Consider the following 17,945-nt stretch of genomic DNA (forward strand, 5'->3'; position numbering starts at 1 on the left):
GCTAATCATGAAAAAATGGCTATTATTAATAGGAAGTATTTTCGGAGCATTTGCCGCTCTTGGCATCTTTTTTACAAATCAAATGATGTACATCCGTAAAAAGACCGACAAAGTTATTATTGACCGCGATACGGAAGATGGCTTTTATGATGAGAAAGTCTATAGCACTCTTCCTAAAGAAGCATTTGTGCTTCCTTCTTCTCTAGGCTATAACATAGCTGGGACCGTTATTAAACAACACGAAAACAACCGATTTATGATTCTTTCGCACGGAGTTACAGTTCATTCACTCAACTCTATGAAATATGCTCGGCTTTTTCTAAAGCTTGGATGGAACGTCGTTCTTTATGATCACCGCCGCCACGGCAAGTCTGAAGGGAAAACAACGAGCTACGGCTATTATGAAAAACTAGACCTTCAATCCGTTGTTCATTGGGTAAAAGAACAATTCGGTTCAACTATTTCCCTCGGGATTCACGGGGAATCTATGGGAGCTGCGACCACTCTTTTGTATGCTGGAATGGAAGACGGAGCTGATTTTTATATTGTCGACTGCCCTTTTTCTGACTTGGAAGAACTTCTTGCCTATCGCTTAAAACAAGATTTCCACTTACCAAAACAGCTTGTGATGCCAGCAGCTAATATTATTTTAAAATGGCGAGAAGGCTACTCATTTAAAGACGTATCACCTATTTCAGTCGTAAATCAAATCAAACATCCTGTTCTGTTTATTCACAGCAGAGAAGATGACTATATTCTTCCTAAAATGACGGAGCAGCTGCATGCCAAAAAAATGGGAGAAAAACGGATGTATTTAGCACCTGTAGGCACTCATGCCCGCTCGTATGCTGATAATCCAGAGGAATATGAACAAGTTATTGAATCATTTTTAGAAAAAATACAAAAAGAAGCGCTTTAAAGCGCTTCTTTTGTTTTATCGATAAATGACATGCGCGGATTTAAAATTTGAGAAGGACATTTTAGCATAAACGCATATGCACTTTCATTGTAGTCAATCGTCATATTATCATCTAAAAATACTTGCTTTGTTTTTTCGACAAGAACAGGAACAAAATTCGTCTCAATGGTTACATCATCGCTCTCTTTTTCATCAACAATCCATAGCGTCGTTACGCCGCTCACAACACAGCCGCATCCATCCGTATCGTATTTTAATTTTAAATATAGTGAAGAATCTTTCCCGTACTTTTCTTGTACTTTTGCTATCGCTTTATCAGTAAAGGTAATATTCATTTTCCTTTAACTCCTTTTAAACTAATTGTATAAACAAACGAAAATTGCTTATATAATGAGTATAATACACATCTCGCTTTCATTAAACTCTGGCGATTCATATAGATGTGTACAAAAAGGAGGTTTTTTTATGTCAAAAGTACAAATTAAAGTAATGGATAACGGTTCTTTCCGTGTCACTGGAGACGTTGAATTAATTGATGCAGACGGCAACAAATTTGAAACAAAGCCGACATTTTCACTATGCCGATGTGGCCAGTCGCAAAAGATGCCCTTTTGCGACGGAAATCATAAAGGAAAATTCGACTCTTGTGTGCGCGCTGCAAAAGTTTTGGACGAGCAGTAGATTTATAGAATTACAGCCTTACTGAACGAAACCATTAACAAAAAACTTTGATAACCTGTGGTTAAAGCACAGGTTATTTTCTATTAAACGCATCCCCTGCCAATTTTTCTACGATCCCCGGGGCAAGCTGATACATCTTCGAGCCTATATTCATCCACTTAGGCAAGTTGACTTCTCGTTTTGGTTTTCCAATAATATTGACCGTTTTTTCAGCTACGTATTGAGGGGTTAACATAAACTTTTCTACGCTTTTTTCATAGTTTCCTGATTGATCTGCTATTGAAAAGAAGTTGGTTTGAATAGGACCTGGATTCACTGCCGTTACATAGATATCTGTTTTCGCTAATTCCATTCGCAGGCTGTTGGTAAACCCTAGCACGGCATGTTTAGAAGCTGAATAGCCACTGGATTTAGGCGTCGCAAGTTTGCCTGCTTGAGAAGCAATGTTAATAATATGTCCTTTGTTTTCTTTTAGCATATAAGCTAAAATTTCTTGTGTACATGCAATTAATCCAATAACATTGACTTGAAACATTGAGGCAATGGTCTTAATCGATGCTTCTTTCACTTCTTCAAATACACCAAAGCCTGCATTATTAATCAGGACATCAACACGCTTAATTTCACTCATCATTTTCTGAACCACTCTTTTGACTTCCTCTACGTTCGCTACGTCAGCTTTGTATATGTAAGAGGTAATCCCATACTGTTGACTAATTTGCTCAGCTACTCGGTGCAGCTTTTCTTCTGTACGTGCAAGTAAAACGGGGACGCCCCCTCTTTTAGCCACTTCGTAAGCTAAATGTTCTCCAAGACCTCCTGAAGCGCCTGTAATCACGACATGTTGGTTCTTTAACGAGGATTTCAAATATAACACACCTTTTTTATAAGTTAAGAGCACACAGAATAAATAAGCGTACTTTCTTTTTCATGTGTACTGATTTTATTTGCGTCTTCTAAAAAATCGAGCTGACCAATTGTTTCAGAAAGAGTTAGCCCTAGTTCTTTTTCATAAATAGTAGGAAATAGCTGTTTGCAAATATCAAACGCTGTTTGAGGACGTTCTTTTATCATGCTAAGCACTTTATCCGCTCGGTCGCTCTGCTTTTGTAACCGCTCTTGTACAAGTTCGCGAACACGTAACACTTCATCTCCATGACCTGTATAGATACAGTTTATCTCTAAATTAAGCAGACGTCTTAATGAATGATTATATTGAAGAAGCGTTTTAGGTCGCTCGCCGCTTGGTTTCATAGGAGGTTCAATAAGCGGATTAGATGAAATATGCTTTAACAATAAATCTCCTCCAATCATAACCGCTGTTCTTTCATTGTATAATGCAATATGGCTTTGAGCATGACCTGGTACTTCAAGTACTTTCCAACTCTCTAGGCCCGGAATGTAATCTCCTTCCTGCACAGAAGTTGTAAGAGAACGATGACATGAATACTTCATTGATGCTTTTAAACGTTTTAAATAAGGGCGAAACCTTTCATCTACGCCGGCTTTCATAAAGTGGTCTTCAAAAAACGCATCGTACCACTCAAAAAAATCTGGATTTCGGGAGATCCAAGGCTGATTTTTTGCATGACCGACTATAGCAATATCTTCATCAAAAAAATCAAGCATTCCTACGTGATCAGGATGGTGATGAGTTAGGACAACTTGCTTAATATCATCTGGTTTTAATCCTATTTCATTAAGCTTTTCTTTAAATACAGACCACGCTGCCTCCGTTTTAATACCAGCATCGATTAGCGTAACGGTCTGACCTTTTATAACAAAAACATTCACATCTCCTACCGCAAAAGGAGTAGGCAGCACAATTTTATATAATTGCTCATTCATCTGTATTTTTGCTCCTTTACCATCGCATTTTCTTTTAAGTTTACACGATTTTCCCTGTTATTTATACAATTGCATTCGTTTTCTGAAAATTACATTGACATCCCTCTCTTTTTCATTGCATAATGACAGAAATATAGTGAAGTTTTATTCATATCTTTAGATAACTATGCATTTTATAAAGAAGAGATACACAAACACAAGCCTTTAACAGATACTGAAATCTCAGTATCTGTTTTCATTGGATAGCAAATGACTGGAGGAACTTTTAATGAAAACGGATCTAAACATCGCCTTTATTGGAGCTGGATCAATGGCTGAAGCCATGATCTCAGGGCTGCTGTCAGATAAAAAGCTTCGCCCCAATCAAATCACCGTAACAAATCATAGCAACGATAAAAGACTTCACGAACTTCGAAACGCCTATGAAATTAACATTACGCGTAATCATGCCTTGTTAATCGAAAAAAGCGATATCGTCGTGCTTGCTATTAAACCAAAAGACGTAGCGGAAAGCATCGATACGATTAAGTCTTATATTCGTCCCCACCACCTCGTTCTCTCTGTTTTAGCAGGTGTATCGACTGCCACAATTGTAAACTTGTTTGACCAAGAAGTAGCGGTTGTAAGAGCTATGCCAAATACATCGGCCTCTATTGGATTATCGGCTACAGCCATTGCACCCGGCAAGTTTGCTACAGCAGAGCATATGAACGTTACTACTGCTTTATTTGAAACGATTGGTACGGTTACAACTGTAGAGGAAGAGCAGCTTCACGCTGTAACAGGACTATCTGGAAGCGGCCCAGCGTATGTCTACTATCTAGTAGAAGCAATGGAAAAAGCAGCTGAAAAACAAGGCTTGGATACGTCAGTGTCAAATGAACTAATTCTTCAAACTCTTATCGGTGCTGCAGAAATGCTGAAACAGTCACCTAAAACGCCAACCGTACTTCGAAAAGAAGTGATGAGTCCGGGTGGCACAACAGAAGCAGGAATCGAACAGCTTATTTCTCATAACTTCCAAGAAGCCATGATACAGTGTATTGAACAAGCTACAATTCGCTCCAAATATTTAGGAGATACGATTGACGAAAAAATCTCGAGTAAACGTTCGTAAAGGTTCACCTCTTTCTAAAAAAGAAAGAGGTTTTTTTATGATTAAAAATGGATAAGCAGATTATGTGAAAGAAAATTCAATGCGGTGATATAATAACTTTTGTTTAGAGTATCGAAATAATTGGAGGTTAAACCAAATGACAACAAAACTATTTTCACCTTATACAGTGAAAGATGTAACATTAAAAAACCGAATTGTAATGTCACCAATGTGCATGTATTCATGCGAAAAGGAAGACGGCGTAATAACTGACTTTCATATGGTTCACTACACAACTCGTGCGGTTGGACAAGTAGGTCTCATTATGGTTGAAGCCTCAGCTGTCGTGCCACAAGGTCGTATTTCAGCTCAAGACTTGGGAATTTGGAATGATGAACAAAAAGATGGATTAACGAAACTTGTGACACAGCTAAAAGAAAACGGTGCAAAAACTGCTATTCAACTTGCACACGCAGGACGTAAAGCAACTGTTGAAGGCGATATTTATGCTCCTTCCGCTATTGCTTTTGATGATAAAAGTAAAAAACCTGTGGAAATGACCACAGAACAAATTCATGAAACGATTTCTGCCTTTAAAGAAAGCGCTCGACGTTCAAAAGAAGCTGGATTTGATATTATCGAGCTTCATGCGGCACACGGTTATTTAGTACATCAATTTCTATCGCCGCTAAGCAATAAGCGCAGCGACGAATATGGCGGCAGCGCTGAAAACCGCTATCGTTTCTTAAAGGAAATTATTGAAGCTGTGAAAACAGAGTGGGACGGCCCTTTATTTGTCCGTGTTTCTGCTTCTGACTATACAGAAGGCGGATTAACAGTCGATGATCACGTTGTATTTGCAAAATGGATGAAAGAACAAGGCGTCGACTTAATTGACGTTAGTTCCGGTGCTCTAGTACACGCTCCAATCAACGTATACCCTGGCTATCAAGTGCCGTTTGCAGATAAAATCAAGCAGCAAGCTAATATTGATACAGGCGCTGTTGGGCTAATTACAACTGGACGACAAGCAGAAGAGATTTTACAAAGCGAACGCGCTGATTTAATTTTTGTTGCGCGCGAACTTCTGCGCGATCCGTACTTCCCGCGCACGGCGGCAAAAGAGCTAAATGAAACAATTTCAGCACCCGTTCAGTACGAACGCGGATGGTAAAAAAAGACGAGGATATCCTCGTCTTTTTTATGAAATCGTAAACCGCTTCAAGTCTTCTGCTATGTCGGTATTCGGAAAAATTTCTTTTGCTCCTTCTGCTAGCTGGCTGACTGCGTCTCCTTGGTAACGCGAACTAATATGAGATAAAATAAGACGCTCGGCAGATGCTGTTTTAGCAATTTCAGCAGCTTCTTTTGCAGTAGAATGAAAATAGTTGTAAGCAAGCTCCTCGTCTCCCGCTGAAAAAGTAGCTTCATGGACTAATACATTCGCATCCATAGCAAGCTGAACACTTTGCATACACTTTCTTGTATCTCCTAAAACCGTGATGACCTTCCCTTTTTTAGCCTCTCCTACAAATTCTTGACCATTGATTATACGCCCATCTTTTAATACTACTTCTTTCCCTTCTTTTAACTGCTGATAATGAGGCCCTGGGGGAATATTCATCTCTTTTAAACGCTGAACGTCCAGTGATCCTGGCAAATCTTTTTCGACAACTCGATATCCATAAGATAAAATGCCATGTTCAAGCTTGCCAAACTCCACTGAAAAAGTTTCATCTTCAAAAATCGTTCCACTTTCACTGTCCTCTTCTATTTCAACAACCTCTAGAGGATATTGCAGATGAGTTTGACTTACAGCCAGCGTGACTTCAATAAATTCTTTAATTCCTTTTGGCCCGTATACAGTAAGCTGCGATTCTCCGCCTTGAAACGAACGGCTTCCAAGGAGTCCAGGCAATCCGTAAATATGATCACCGTGAAGGTGCGTAATAAAAATTTTCTCAATTCGCCTCGGTTTAACGGTTGTATGTAAAATTTGATGCTGTGTTGCTTCTCCACAATCAAAAAGCCACACCGCCCCTCTTTCTTGCAAAAGTTCGAGCGCAAGAGATGAAACATTCCGCTGTTTCGCCGGTACTCCTGCACCCGTCCCTAAAAATAACAATTCCATTTTCTACTTCCTCCTTCACACGCACAAAAAGCCTGTAAGTATATTATACAGGCTTTTTGCAAACTTACCTATTTGATGCTGTCAAGCGCATACGTAATAGTAGCTAATAACAGCTCAATATCACTTTCCTCAATGTTAAGCGGCGGTGAGAGCGTGAGAACATTATTATAGCCGGCCACCGTTGCTCCATTTTTCCCAATAATCACTCCTTTGCTTTTGCATTTAGCAATCACTTCATTTACAAGATTAACGTCTAACGGTTCCTTCGTTTGTTTATCAGCTACAAGTTCAATTCCAATTAAAAGCCCTTTACCCCTTACGTCTCCAACGTATGGGTGGCTATCGATAAGCGGCTTTAGCTCACTTAATACGTAAGCTCCGAGCCGTTTAGAACGGTCAAAAAGATTTTCTCTTTCCATAATTTCTAAATTCTTTAATGCCAGTGCACACGCAGCCGGGCTTCCTCCAAATGTATTAACATGGCGAAAATACTCGTACTGATCGCTATCTTTGAACGCTTCATAAATTTCTTTTTTAACAGCAGTTGCAGAGAGCGGAAGATATGCGCTTGTAATTCCTTTTGCCATGGTAATGATATCTGGTTTTACATCGTAATTCATAAAACCAAAGGCTTCTCCTGTACGTCCAAAGCCGCAAATAACCTCATCTGCAATTAAAAGTGCACCGTGTTTTTCACACGTTTCTTTTACGCCTTTCATATAATTTTGAGGCGGTAAAAGAATTCCTCCTCCTGTAATAATTGGCTCCATAATAACAGCGGCAATCGTTTCACTTAGCTCCCACGTCATAACGTTGTCAATATCTTTTACAGATTGAAGATTTTCTTTCGGTGCATCGTAGTCATCTTGCCCTCGGTACGAATCAGGCGGGGCAACGTGAATAAAGCCAGGGGCAAGCGGTTCATATTTATATTTACGCTGAGCTTGACCCGTTGCTGCTAGTGCGCCCATTGAATTTCCGTGATACCCTCGGTAACGCGAAATAAATTTGTAGCGAGAATGCTCTCCTTTTTGCTGATGATACTGACGCACAATTTTAAAAGCCGTTTCATTTGCTTCAGATCCGCTATTTGAAAAGAAGATAACATAGTCATCACCTAGCATTTCATTTAGCTTCTCTGCCAGTTTGATAGCAGGTACGTGAGATTGAGTGAGTGGAAAATAAGCCAGTTCTTTTAGCTGCTCATAGGCTGCGAGCGCTAACTCATCCCGTCCATACCCGGTATTTACACACCAAAGCCCTGCCATTGCATCTAAATAGCGATTTCCTTGTTCATCTGTAATCCAAGCACCTTTTGCTTTTGTAGCAACCATTGTTGCATCCGGACTGTATGGTTTCATTCCATGCCATACATACTGCTCATCTTTTACACGCAGATCTTTTTCATTTTGACTGACCTGTACCATCTTATCCACTCCCAAATCGCTAGCGCGGTATTTTTTTCTGTATGAAAAGACTTCGACAAAATGCCGAAGCCACTTGCTATATTCATCTATATGTTAAAAGTCAAAGCGTGATGTAACCATCTTTTTACGTGTAAAGAAGTTCAAACCGTCTTTGCCGTTGACATGCAAATCTCCGTAAAAAGAGTCTTTCCAACCGGAGAATGGGAAGAAGGCCATTGTAGCAGGTACTCCTACGTTAATACCGAGCATACCCGCATCTGCTTCTTCTCTAAATTGACGCACGGCTTTTGCATCTTTTGTATAAATCGTTGCTCCATTTCCAAAACGGGATTTTTCCATATAGCGAAGTGCTTCATCTAATGTGTCAGCGCGAAGCAAGCTGAGTACAGGTGCAAAAATCTCTTCTTTAGCAATGGTCATATCAGGAGTTACGCGGTCAAAAATTGTTGCTCCTAAGAAATTGCCTTCTGTATGTTCATCCATTTCTTTACGTCCGTCACGAATGAGTTCCGCTCCTTCTTTCATGCCAAGTTCAATATAATCCAGCACCTTATCACGGTGCTCTTTTCGAATCACAGGCGTTAGAAGCACTTCATCATCAAATCCGCTTCCCATAATTAATTCATCTGCTTTTTGCTTTAATTTTGCGACGAATTCATCGCCTTTTTCACCCACGACGACCACGGCGCTGCACGCCATGCAACGCTGGCCGGCACTTCCATAAGCCGAGCTGATAATATGTGATACCGCTTTATCCATATCGCAGTCTGGCATCACAACATGGTGATTTTTAGCTCCAGATAAAGCCTGAACTCGTTTCCCTTGAGCAGCAGCTTGTTCATAAACATATTTTGCTACCGGCTGCGATCCGACGAATGAAATCGCTTTAACTTTTTCATGCTCTATTAATCCGTTCACAACATCGTGTGCCCCGTGCACAATATTTAATAATCCATCCGGTGCTCCTGCTTCTGTAAAAAGTTCAGCAAGTCGCGTTGCTAAAAGCGGCGTTCGCTCAGACGGTTTTAATACAAACGCATTTCCACATACAATGGCAAGAGGGAACATCCAAAGCGGTACCATCATCGGAAAGTTAAAAGGTGTGATGCCGCCAACGACACCCAGTGGAAAACGGAACATCTCAGAATCAATTTCTTCCGCTATGTTATTTAATGATTCCCCCATTAATAAAGTAGGAGCACCCGCGGCAAACTCCACGCATTCAATACCGCGCTGTACTTCACCGTAAGCTTCTTTGAAAGCCTTGCCGTTTTCTTGTACAACTAATTTAGCCAACTCTTCATGATGCTTAACTAGTAAATGCTGAAACGCAAACATTAATCTTGCTCGTTTTGGAGCAGGAACGTTACGCCATGTTTCAAATGTTTTTTGAGCTGTTTCCACCGCATTGGCTACGTCTTCTTTTGTAGAAAGCGGTACTTTTGCAATGACTTCGCCCGTCGATGGGTTAATTACCTCTCCAAATTTTCCCCCTGCCGTATCAACCCATTTTCCGCCCACGTAATTTTTTAAAACTTGCGTATCATTATTCACAACTGACATATCGCTTGGCCTCCTCAAAAAATAAGAAATGACAAATCTACCTTTATTATTGAATAAATAAATGGTGGTTGCATTAGACAAAATGTGAAACAACTCTAGATTCTCGTTTCACATTTTGCGCAGTGAACTAGGAGAAAGCATGAACTAAAATGAACATATAGTAAAATCAGCCTCAACATAAAAAAACAGCTGTTTCCAGCTGCTTACTTATCCGTTTATAAATTCCGCGCGCGACTTTTTCATCATAAACAAATATTCATATGCCATAATCATAAACTCAATTGCCAGTCGTTTTTCCGGCTCCATAAAGTCTTCACCCAGCAGCTTTTCTAGTTTTTCGATACGGTGATACAGCGTTTGCCGGACAATGTATAAACGCTTAGCCGTCTCTTGTTTAGATCCGTTGCATGCTAAATAAATTTTTAATGTTTCCATGAGTTTTGCATTATACGTTTCATCATATGTAATAACGGGCTGCAGATATTCAAACACCACTTCCTGTAAGTCTTCATGCTGATGTAAAAGCGAAATAATCCGGTACATATGCAAATCATCATAAAAATGAATAATGGTTTGTTTTTGCAGCATTTCTTGAATCGAAATTGTTTCTTTAGCCGTTTCATAGCTTTTATGCATGCAGTCAAGCTGTTCACAGTATTGGCCAATTCCGATAAAGCTAATGGCGTTCCTCTTTGAATTTTCATCCGATTCATATTGATTCATCCAGCGATGAAGGCTGTTTTCTAATCTCTCTCTCCATGTGCTAACCATTCGTTTGTTCAAAAGAATAAATAATACTTCGCGATTTCGCTCGGAGACTAATAAGTGAAAGCCTTCTTGTTCAAAAATGCTTCGCAAGATCAGCTTAAAATACGTTCGATCAAACTTCTCCCGCCTTTGCCACTTACAGCAAACAACGACACCTCCGCGAATAGGCGAATCTGAACACACTTCGTGCATAGAGTCTTTTATTTGTTCAAGAGTTAACTCTCCGTTCATCCATTTTGTCATCCATTCGGTTTCATCTACTCTTTTTTTCTCTTCGACATACAGGTCCTTCAAAAAATGCTGAGCAAGTGCAGTCGCCGTTCGGTCAACAGTGAGCACTTCAAGTTCTGTTAACGCTTCATTTATAGAAGCAACATACAGCTGAGCATAATCTTGTCCTAATAAATGAATAGGCTGCTCAGTAAAATGCGGACTTTCATTTTCCCTGCTTATATAATGAAGTAGAAGCTGCTGTTTGAGCAAGTCCATCTCCGGAGCAAAGGTAAGTAATTCATTTGAAACTTTAAGGCCGACAAGAAGCCCCGTAGATTCATATAAACACTGTAAGATGAGGGCCGGATCATTAACTGTTAACAGCAGCTGATTTAGCCTATGAGAATACTGTTCTAAATCGGAAATCATTTGATAGTGCTGATTAATTAAAAGCGAGTGAACATCTTGCGTAATTTCAACGAACGGAACTTCCTCGTGAAATAAAATAATCGGAAAATCACATTCGTTCGCTTTATCAATGACAACTTGCGGAATCTTAGAAGTATAAGTGCCAAGTTCAATACACAGTCCTGATGCCTTACAAGAAATTAATTGCTGAAGAAATGATAAACAAGATTGAGGATCTTCTCCCCAGCCTACCCCTGTCGATAAAATGAGCTCGTTTCCTTTTAGCAGCTCATTAATGCGCGTCACTTCCATCACGTGCACCCACTTAACAGAATTAGTAAGCCCTTTCTCTCCAGCTATTACTTCACAGTTTACAAAATGTTTCCTTGTTAAAATCTCTGTTACTGTTAAATATGATTTCAAGTCAACACCGCCCCTAGCGAATTTCACATCATGTCTCCTGGATCATTAACGCGTATTTCGCATATGTGTAGAACAAAAGCTATATCTTCTTACATTATATTAAATATTTAGAAGAAATAAAATATTTAATGAAAGAAATGAAAAAAGCTGTAACGATAATGGATCGTTAAAGCTTCTGAGCTGTTTGCTGTAATTTATTAAAAAAACCGTGGCGTTTAACCGCTTGTTCTTTAATTCGGTGAATTTCTTTTTTGTAAAAACGCAAATCTTGTAGTGACACTGCATTTAACATTTCCATTTTTAATTTATCAATAATTTTTGTTTCTTCTTGTGTCATACACTGCGTAGCTTGATCCATCGGTGTCACACCCTTTTCGTATTTAATAGATTTAGTTTGAAAACGTTCTACTCTAATATTTACTACAATTTACTAGATAACTAAACCTTTTCTCTTTCGATGTAAACGAAATGTAACAACTGTAATACAGTGAATGGATAATATCTAGTTATTTTGTTTCACATCCAAAACGAAAAAAACACACAAACGGATCACTTTTGTCAGCCAATATAGTAAAAAACTTATAGGTATTAGTAAACAAATAAAGAGATTGAAACATAATTAAATTACTCCAATCAACATTTGAAAGCGCTTATATATATGGAATCTACGTTCACTCTACCAATAAAAAAATCCGAACGATTCATCGTTCGGATCTTCCTTCAGCTAAAATAATTTTGTCCTAGCCTCCATTTTTATACTTGTTGAATCAGTACGGATGAAAAATATTTTCTAGCATCCGCCGTCAATATATGAAGCGTTTCTTGTTCGGTTTGGTTATTTTCGTTGCGTTCAAACGTCACAAACGCCCCGCTTAGATTCTCTGTTACGGCCGTTATTTTGAATCCTTTTTGCAGCAAAAAATCAATCTTTTCTCGCTCTGCCATATATTCATGGTAACTTGACATTTCCCTGCCTCCGATCTATTTTTACATCTGTTTTTATAACATTAATTTTTCAGCTTCGTTAGCCGTGTTTAACTCATTAAACTTTGCTCGTTTTGTAAATTGTCCGTAGCCTTTTTGACCGACAAACTGCTTATCTTTTACGACAAATTCCCCGCGGCAAAGTACTGAAACCGGCTCACCTGTGACTTTCATTCCCTCAAATGCGCTATAATCGACTGCCATATGATGCGTGTTTGCTGAAATCGTACGTTCAACAGATGGATCAAATATAAGCAGATCCGCGTCTGCGCCAACCGCTATTGTTCCTTTTTTCGGGTACAGTCCGAACAGCTTAGCAATTTTTGTTGATGTTATATCAACAAACTGATTGATATTAATTCGTTTCTTCACTACTCCTTCTGAAAATAAAATACTCATGCGATCCTCGATAATAGGTCCTCCGTTTGGAATTTTCGTAAAATCTCCTTTCCCCAGATCTTTTTGACCGTTAAAATCAAATGAACACTGATCAGATCCAATCGTTTGCAAGTCGCCATTACGCAAAGCATTCCACAAAACATCTTGGTTCCATTTTTCACGTAAAGGCGGTGACCATACGTATTTTGCTCCTTCAAAATTCGGTTTCTCTAAATAGGTTTGGTCAAGCGTCAAATACTGCGGACACGTTTCACCCCAGATATTTACGCCTTTTTCCCTTGCTTCAGCAATCTTTTTAACCGCTTCAGCGCACGACACGTGAACAACATAGAGCTGTGAGTCAGCCAGTTCCGTTAGCACCGCGGCTCTTCCCGTAGCTTCTCCTTCTATTTCTGGAGGGCGAGTCAGTGCATGATAGATAGGATCAGTTTGTCCTTGTTCTAGTGCTTTTGCCGTTAAATACTCAATCACATCTCCATTTTCAGCATGTACCATCACAAGCGCCCCTAGTTTTTTAGCTTGCACTAGCGTTTGATAAAGGGTAGCATCGTCTGCTTGAAAAACATTTTTATAGGCCATGAATACTTTAAAAGAAGTAATTCCTTCTTTTTCAATAATTGTAGGAAGCTCATTTAATACATCTTCCGTGATTTCGCCAATCATTAGATGAAAGCTATAATCGATAGCCGCTTTCCCTTTTGATTTTCCATGCCATGTGCCGATCGCTTTTTGCAGCGGTTCGCCTTTATTGGTTAAGCAAAAATCAATAACAGTTGTCGTACCTCCAAAAGCTGCTGCTCTTGTACCTGTTTCAAAATCATCTTTTGTAACGGTGCCTCCAAACGGCATATCTAAATGAGTATGAGGATCGATCCCTCCTGGAAAAACATAATTGCCTTTTGCATCAATCACTTCACAGCCTTGCTCTTCAAATGCCGAGCCAATTGCCGAAATAACTCCATTTTCAATTAAAATATCGGCTTTATACGTATCTGTTGCTGTGACTACCACACCATTTTTAACGATTTTCTTCATTTCTTCATCCCCTTTGTCTTTATACGTCTAATCGCTGTGCAGCCGTCGCTTGTAAAGCAGCTTGGCGTTCATTCCACGTCATTGGAGGCTGTTCATTTGGTAATTCAACCATGGATATAGCCCCGTCCACCGGACATACAATCGAACATAAATTACATCCTACACAATCTTCTTCTCGTACTTTTAAATAAGATTTCCCTGAAGGATCTTTCAGCATATCAATACATTGGTGAGAAGTATCTTCACAAGAAATATGACACTTGTTGCAGTTAATACACGTATCCGGATCGATGCGGGCCACTACTTTATAATTGAGATCTAAGTTGCCCCAGTCGGAATATTTTGAAACGGCTTTCCCTACAATATCACTTACTTTTTCGATTCCTCTTTCATCCAAATAATAATTGAGACCTTGAATCATATCCTCTACAATGCGGAACCCGTGATGCATAGCCGCTGTACATACTTGCACACCTGTAGCACCCATGAGCATAAATTCGACGGCTTCCTGCCAGTTCGAAACGCCTCCCATACCTGATATTGGAACGTTAATAAACGGACTTCTTGCACATTCAGCAACCATGTTTAATGCAATCGGCTTAACAGCCGGGCCGCAATAACCTCCGTGAGCGCCTTTTCCTGCTACGTGTGGAATCGTATTCCATGAATGAATGTCTACTCCTGCTAAACTATTAATAGTGTTAATCATGCTCACAGCGTCAGCACCGCCTCGAACCGCTGCTTCTGCTGTAACGGTGATATCTGTGATATTTGGGGTTAATTTAACAATAACCGGCGTTTGGGCAACTTCTTTAGCCCAATACGTTTGTTTTTCAACTAAATCAGGGACTTGCCCAGAGGCAGCACCCATTCCTCGTTCTGCCATTCCATGAGGACAGCCAAAGTTCAGCTCTAATCCATCCACTCCTACGTCTTCTACTTTTTTGACAATTTCATGCCATTTTTCTTGCTGAGGCTCTACCATAAGAGAGGCAATAATTGCGTGGTTAGGAAACTTCTTTTTCGTTTCATAGATTTCCTTCAAATTAACTTCAAGCGGACGATCGGTGATTAACTCAATATTATTAAAGCCGGCTACGCGCTGACCGTTGAAGCCAACGGCAGCAAATCGAGAGGAAACATTTAAAATCGGATCACCAAGCGTTTTCCAAACTGCGCCTCCCCATCCTGCTTCAAATGCACGCTGCACTTGATAACCTGAATTGGTTGGCGGTGCGGATGCCAGCCAAAACGGATTTGGTGATTGAATACCTGCTAAATTTGTTGTTAAATCTGCCATAGATTTCTCCTCCTCCTGATTTTAAGCTGTTTCCATTGTTTCTTTTGTTAACTGCATATGAATATTTAACGCCGTTTGTTTTCCTTGCTGAGCAGCGGTCACAACCATTGCTTCTCCTTGCCCTTTACCAAAAATAACGTCTCCGCAAGCAAATACTTTTGGATTGGATGTTTGAAACGTCTCTTGATTAATTAAGACAACTCCGTCTTCATGATGCACCTGAAATTGTTGAATCAAAGACAGGTACCGTTCTTGACCAATTGCTTTAACAACAGCATCGACTGGAATGGTAAACGTTGAACCCTCAACAGGAACAGGCTTTCTTCGGCCGTCTGCATCTGGATCTGTTAGAGTCATTTTTACACATTCAATCCCGCTCACCTTACCATTTTCATCTCCAATAATTCGTATAGGAGCCGTTAACCAGCGGAATTCAACACCATCTTGTTTCGCAAATTCAAATTCAAAATCATAAGCCGTCATTTCTTCTCGTGTACGACGGTATAAAATTTGAACATTTTCAGCCCCCAAGCGCACGGAACACGTAGCACCATCAATCGCAGTATTTCCCGCACCAATGACGGCAACACGCTTACCCACAAATTCTGTTGATAATGCTTCCGACTTCGTTTTTTTCACAAAATCAATCGCATCATACACACCGTCTAGCTCTTCACCTTCAACATGTAGAGAAGGCACCTTGCTCATACCAATAGCTAATACAACCGCGTCATACGACTGCAGCAATTCGCTTGGAAGAATATCTTCTCCAATTCTTACGTTTGTTTTAATTTTTACATCTAAGCTTTTTACTTGTTCAACTTCCCAGAATGAAATCGCTTGAGGAAGACGAAACGACACGATTCCATATGTATTTAACCCTCCTGCTTGTTTTTCCGCTTCAAAAATGGTTACGTCATACCCAAATCGGGCCAGTTCTCTTGCTGCAGAGAGACCAGCCGGACCTCCACCAACAATTGCTACCTTTTTACCGTTTGCTCTTCCTTTCTCAAACAGCACCTGTTCATTTTGAATAGCCCAATCCGTTGCGTAGCGCTGCAAATCTCCAATCATAATTGGTTTGGTTGAGTGGTTAAGCACACACGCTCCTTCACATAGTTCATCGGTTGGACAAACTCTCGAACAGCTTGCTCCTACGGGATTAGAAGACATAATCGTTTCGGCAGACCCCTTTAAATTGCCCGATGCAATTTTTTTAATAAACGTCGGGATGTCAATTCCTGTAGGGCATGCCTGAATACAGGGTGCATCATAACAGTACAAACATCGATTAGATTCTTCGACTGCTTCTCTATTTGACAACCCTTTTTCTACTTCATTAAAGTTTTGAATGATGGACTGCAAACTTTCCTGTGATCGCATTGCATCAACCTCCCAAGGATATCTGTTGATAAAACTCGAATTGAAAGCGCTTACATATTTTTTATATACGTTATTTTCAACTTCTACTTTGGTAAAATGTATTACTAACTTTATTGTACAAAACGACCGTCTTTTCTTCATTATACATTATGTTAAAAAATTCAGACTATTTACTATTCACTATGTAAAAAGCCTTGCTTTTATATAAAAGCAAGGCTGCAACTATTATTTTGCTACTTCTTTAATAATCGACACTACTAGTTCAGATGTCTTCACCAGTTCTTCTACCGGAATTTTTTCATTTGTTGTATGAATGTCTTCATAACCAACTGCTAGATTTACTGTTGGGATATCAAAGCCTGCGATTACATTTGCATCGCTTCCGCCTCCGCTTTGAAGCAGGCGTGAAGGACGATCGATATTAGCCACGGCTTTTTTAGCAACTTCGACAACATGATCTCCATCGCCAAATTTAAAGCCTGGATACATCACTTTAATATCCACTTCTGCACGTCCGCCCATTTCTTGTGCAGCTGTTTCAAACGCTTCTTTCATTTTCGCTACTTGTGCTTCCATTTTTTCTGGAATTAATGAACGAGCTTCTGCTAAAATATCGACGCGGTCGCATACGATATTCGTTTGCGTTCCACCTTCAAAACGTCCAATGTTCGCTGTAGTCTCTTCATCAATACGTCCAAGGGGCATTTTAGAAATGGCTCTTGAAGCAATCGTAATAGCAGAAACGCCTCGTTCAGGAGCTACACCTGCATGAGCTGTTTTTCCATAAATTGTTGCATTTACTTTTGCCTGCGTCGGCGCAGCAACAATAATGTCTCCCACTTTGCCATCGCTATCTAAAGCATAGCCGAATTTTGCCGTTACGAGACTAGAATCAAGAGCTTTAGCGCCCACTAAGCCAGATTCTTCTCCTACTGTAATGATAAATTCAATTTTGCCGTGCGCGATGTTTTCTTCTTTTAATACGGTGATGGCTTCTAGCATTGCTGCTAAGCCTGCTTTATCATCCGCTCCAAGAATTGTCGTGCCGTCACTTTTAATATAGCCATCTTCAATAGATGGTTTAATACCGTTTCCAGGTACGACTGTATCCATATGAGACGTAAAGTAGATTGTGTCTACGCCTTCTTTTGTAGCTGGCAGTGTGCAGATTAAGTTGTTGGCTCCGTGACCCGTTTTTTCTTTGGCATCATCTTCTACTACTTCGACGCCTAATGCGGTAAATTTTTCTTTTAGTACAACAGCAATTTTTTCTTCATGCTTTGTTTCTGAGTCTACTTGTACTAATTCAATAAATAAATCAACGATTCGTTGTTCATTAATCATAATATGTAATCCCTCCAAAAATA

The 17,945-nt window shown here is 39.8% G+C and carries 17 protein-coding genes; 4 read left to right on the forward strand and 13 right to left on the reverse strand.

Annotation, left to right across the window (positions count from 1 at the left end):
• Positions 1 to 7: 7 nt before the first annotated feature.
• Complete coding sequence (locus AC1D0Y_RS03195; RefSeq protein ID WP_028410693.1) at positions 8 to 919, forward strand: alpha/beta hydrolase; 912 nt, start codon at positions 8 to 10, stop codon at positions 917 to 919.
• Here the strand turns inward: AC1D0Y_RS03195 and AC1D0Y_RS03200 are convergent.
• Positions 916 to 1,254, reverse strand: coding sequence for an iron-sulfur cluster biosynthesis family protein (locus tag AC1D0Y_RS03200; protein ID WP_028410692.1), 339 nt, complete (start codon positions 1,252 to 1,254; stop codon positions 916 to 918). The genes AC1D0Y_RS03195 and AC1D0Y_RS03200 overlap by 4 nt on opposite strands.
• A 130-nt stretch (positions 1,255 to 1,384) precedes the next feature.
• Between AC1D0Y_RS03200 and AC1D0Y_RS03205 the strand changes: the two genes are divergently transcribed.
• Entirely contained in the window at positions 1,385 to 1,600 is a 216-nt protein-coding gene (locus AC1D0Y_RS03205) for a CDGSH iron-sulfur domain-containing protein (RefSeq protein WP_028410691.1), read from the forward strand.
• A 73-nt stretch (positions 1,601 to 1,673) separates the two neighbouring features.
• Here AC1D0Y_RS03205 and AC1D0Y_RS03210 read toward each other — a convergent pair whose 3' ends face one another.
• Both AC1D0Y_RS03210 and AC1D0Y_RS03215 read right to left on the reverse strand, forming a co-directional pair.
• A complete protein-coding gene (locus AC1D0Y_RS03210) occupies positions 1,674 to 2,468 on the reverse strand; it encodes an SDR family NAD(P)-dependent oxidoreductase (protein ID WP_060746998.1) in 795 nt (264 codons plus the stop codon).
• Between the two features lie 23 nt (positions 2,469 to 2,491).
• Positions 2,492 to 3,448: an MBL fold metallo-hydrolase gene (locus AC1D0Y_RS03215; protein WP_477707334.1), complete on the reverse strand. Its 957-nt coding sequence runs from the start codon at positions 3,446 to 3,448 to the stop codon at positions 2,492 to 2,494.
• A 268-nt stretch (positions 3,449 to 3,716) separates the two neighbouring features.
• On the opposite strand from AC1D0Y_RS03215, the gene proI reads away from it, so the two are divergent.
• Both proI and namA read left to right on the forward strand, forming a co-directional pair.
• Entirely contained in the window at positions 3,717 to 4,565 is an 849-nt protein-coding gene (gene proI, locus AC1D0Y_RS03220) for a pyrroline-5-carboxylate reductase ProI (protein WP_477707335.1), read from the forward strand.
• A gap of 136 nt (positions 4,566 to 4,701) precedes the next feature.
• On the forward strand, positions 4,702 to 5,718 hold the full coding sequence (namA, locus tag AC1D0Y_RS03225; protein WP_028410687.1) for an NADPH dehydrogenase NamA: 1,017 nt from the start codon (positions 4,702 to 4,704) through the stop codon (positions 5,716 to 5,718).
• 27 nt (positions 5,719 to 5,745) lie between these two features.
• On the opposite strand, the gene rnz is transcribed toward namA, so the two are convergent.
• From rnz to AC1D0Y_RS03275, 10 genes are all read right to left on the reverse strand, one after another.
• On the reverse strand, positions 5,746 to 6,675 hold the full coding sequence (rnz, locus tag AC1D0Y_RS03230; protein WP_060746996.1) for a ribonuclease Z: 930 nt from the start codon (positions 6,673 to 6,675) through the stop codon (positions 5,746 to 5,748).
• 68 nt (positions 6,676 to 6,743) lie between these two features.
• Positions 6,744 to 8,102 carry an aspartate aminotransferase family protein gene (locus tag AC1D0Y_RS03235; RefSeq protein ID WP_098331869.1) on the reverse strand — a complete coding sequence of 453 codons (1,359 nt, stop codon included), beginning with the start codon at positions 8,100 to 8,102 and terminating at the stop codon, positions 6,744 to 6,746.
• Between the two features lie 93 nt (positions 8,103 to 8,195).
• The gene (locus AC1D0Y_RS03240) at positions 8,196 to 9,665 is read right to left on the reverse strand and encodes a CoA-acylating methylmalonate-semialdehyde dehydrogenase (RefSeq protein ID WP_028410684.1); all 1,470 of its coding nucleotides are present in this window, start codon (positions 9,663 to 9,665) and stop codon (positions 8,196 to 8,198) included.
• Positions 9,666 to 9,872: 207 nt separating this feature from the next.
• Positions 9,873 to 11,504, reverse strand: a complete 1,632-nt coding sequence (locus tag AC1D0Y_RS03245; RefSeq protein ID WP_221840783.1) for a PucR family transcriptional regulator — start codon at positions 11,502 to 11,504, stop codon at positions 9,873 to 9,875.
• A gap of 139 nt (positions 11,505 to 11,643) precedes the next feature.
• Positions 11,644 to 11,835: a hypothetical protein gene (locus tag AC1D0Y_RS03250; RefSeq protein WP_013059103.1), complete on the reverse strand. Its 192-nt coding sequence runs from the start codon at positions 11,833 to 11,835 to the stop codon at positions 11,644 to 11,646.
• Between the two features lie 395 nt (positions 11,836 to 12,230).
• Positions 12,231 to 12,443 (reverse strand): hypothetical protein, encoded by a 213-nt coding sequence (locus AC1D0Y_RS03255; protein WP_028410682.1) that lies wholly within the window; start codon positions 12,441 to 12,443, stop codon positions 12,231 to 12,233.
• A gap of 33 nt (positions 12,444 to 12,476) precedes the next feature.
• Positions 12,477 to 13,895, reverse strand: coding sequence for a dihydropyrimidinase (gene hydA / locus AC1D0Y_RS03260; RefSeq protein WP_028410681.1), 1,419 nt, complete (start codon positions 13,893 to 13,895; stop codon positions 12,477 to 12,479).
• 19 nt (positions 13,896 to 13,914) lie between these two features.
• Positions 13,915 to 15,195, reverse strand: coding sequence for an NAD-dependent dihydropyrimidine dehydrogenase subunit PreA (preA, locus tag AC1D0Y_RS03265; RefSeq protein ID WP_013084960.1), 1,281 nt, complete (start codon positions 15,193 to 15,195; stop codon positions 13,915 to 13,917).
• 21 nt (positions 15,196 to 15,216) lie between these two features.
• Positions 15,217 to 16,578, reverse strand: coding sequence for an NAD(P)-dependent oxidoreductase (locus tag AC1D0Y_RS03270; RefSeq protein WP_028410679.1), 1,362 nt, complete (start codon positions 16,576 to 16,578; stop codon positions 15,217 to 15,219).
• A gap of 225 nt (positions 16,579 to 16,803) precedes the next feature.
• Positions 16,804 to 17,922 (reverse strand): tripeptidase T, encoded by a 1,119-nt coding sequence (locus AC1D0Y_RS03275; protein WP_013084962.1) that lies wholly within the window; start codon positions 17,920 to 17,922, stop codon positions 16,804 to 16,806.
• Positions 17,923 to 17,945 lie beyond the last annotated feature (23 nt).

The organism is Priestia sp. P1_B12_1, from assembly GCF_056406695.1.

Bases quoted from the DNA above. Each gene is read 5' to 3' on its own strand.
- AC1D0Y_RS03250 (WP_013059103.1), bottom strand. From the start codon at position 11,835: ATGGATCAAGCTACGCAGTGTATGACACAAGAAGAAACAAAAATTATT.
- AC1D0Y_RS03275 (WP_013084962.1), bottom strand. From the start codon at position 17,922: ATGATTAATGAACAACGAATCGTTGATTTATTTATTGAATTAGTACAA.
- hydA (WP_028410681.1), bottom strand. From the start codon at position 13,895: ATGAAGAAAATCGTTAAAAATGGTGTGGTAGTCACAGCAACAGATACG.
- preA (WP_013084960.1), bottom strand. From the start codon at position 15,195: ATGGCAGATTTAACAACAAATTTAGCAGGTATTCAATCACCAAATCCG.
- AC1D0Y_RS03205 (WP_028410691.1), top strand. From the start codon at position 1,385: ATGTCAAAAGTACAAATTAAAGTAATGGATAACGGTTCTTTCCGTGTC.
- rnz (WP_060746996.1), bottom strand. From the start codon at position 6,675: ATGGAATTGTTATTTTTAGGGACGGGTGCAGGAGTACCGGCGAAACAG.
- AC1D0Y_RS03240 (WP_028410684.1), bottom strand. From the start codon at position 9,665: ATGTCAGTTGTGAATAATGATACGCAAGTTTTAAAAAATTACGTGGGC.
- namA (WP_028410687.1), top strand. From the start codon at position 4,702: ATGACAACAAAACTATTTTCACCTTATACAGTGAAAGATGTAACATTA.
- AC1D0Y_RS03215 (WP_477707334.1), bottom strand. From the start codon at position 3,448: ATGAATGAGCAATTATATAAAATTGTGCTGCCTACTCCTTTTGCGGTA.
- AC1D0Y_RS03270 (WP_028410679.1), bottom strand. From the start codon at position 16,578: ATGCGATCACAGGAAAGTTTGCAGTCCATCATTCAAAACTTTAATGAA.
- AC1D0Y_RS03255 (WP_028410682.1), bottom strand. From the start codon at position 12,443: ATGTCAAGTTACCATGAATATATGGCAGAGCGAGAAAAGATTGATTTT.
- AC1D0Y_RS03195 (WP_028410693.1), top strand. From the start codon at position 8: ATGAAAAAATGGCTATTATTAATAGGAAGTATTTTCGGAGCATTTGCC.
- AC1D0Y_RS03235 (WP_098331869.1), bottom strand. From the start codon at position 8,102: ATGGTACAGGTCAGTCAAAATGAAAAAGATCTGCGTGTAAAAGATGAG.
- proI (WP_477707335.1), top strand. From the start codon at position 3,717: ATGAAAACGGATCTAAACATCGCCTTTATTGGAGCTGGATCAATGGCT.
- AC1D0Y_RS03200 (WP_028410692.1), bottom strand. From the start codon at position 1,254: ATGAATATTACCTTTACTGATAAAGCGATAGCAAAAGTACAAGAAAAG.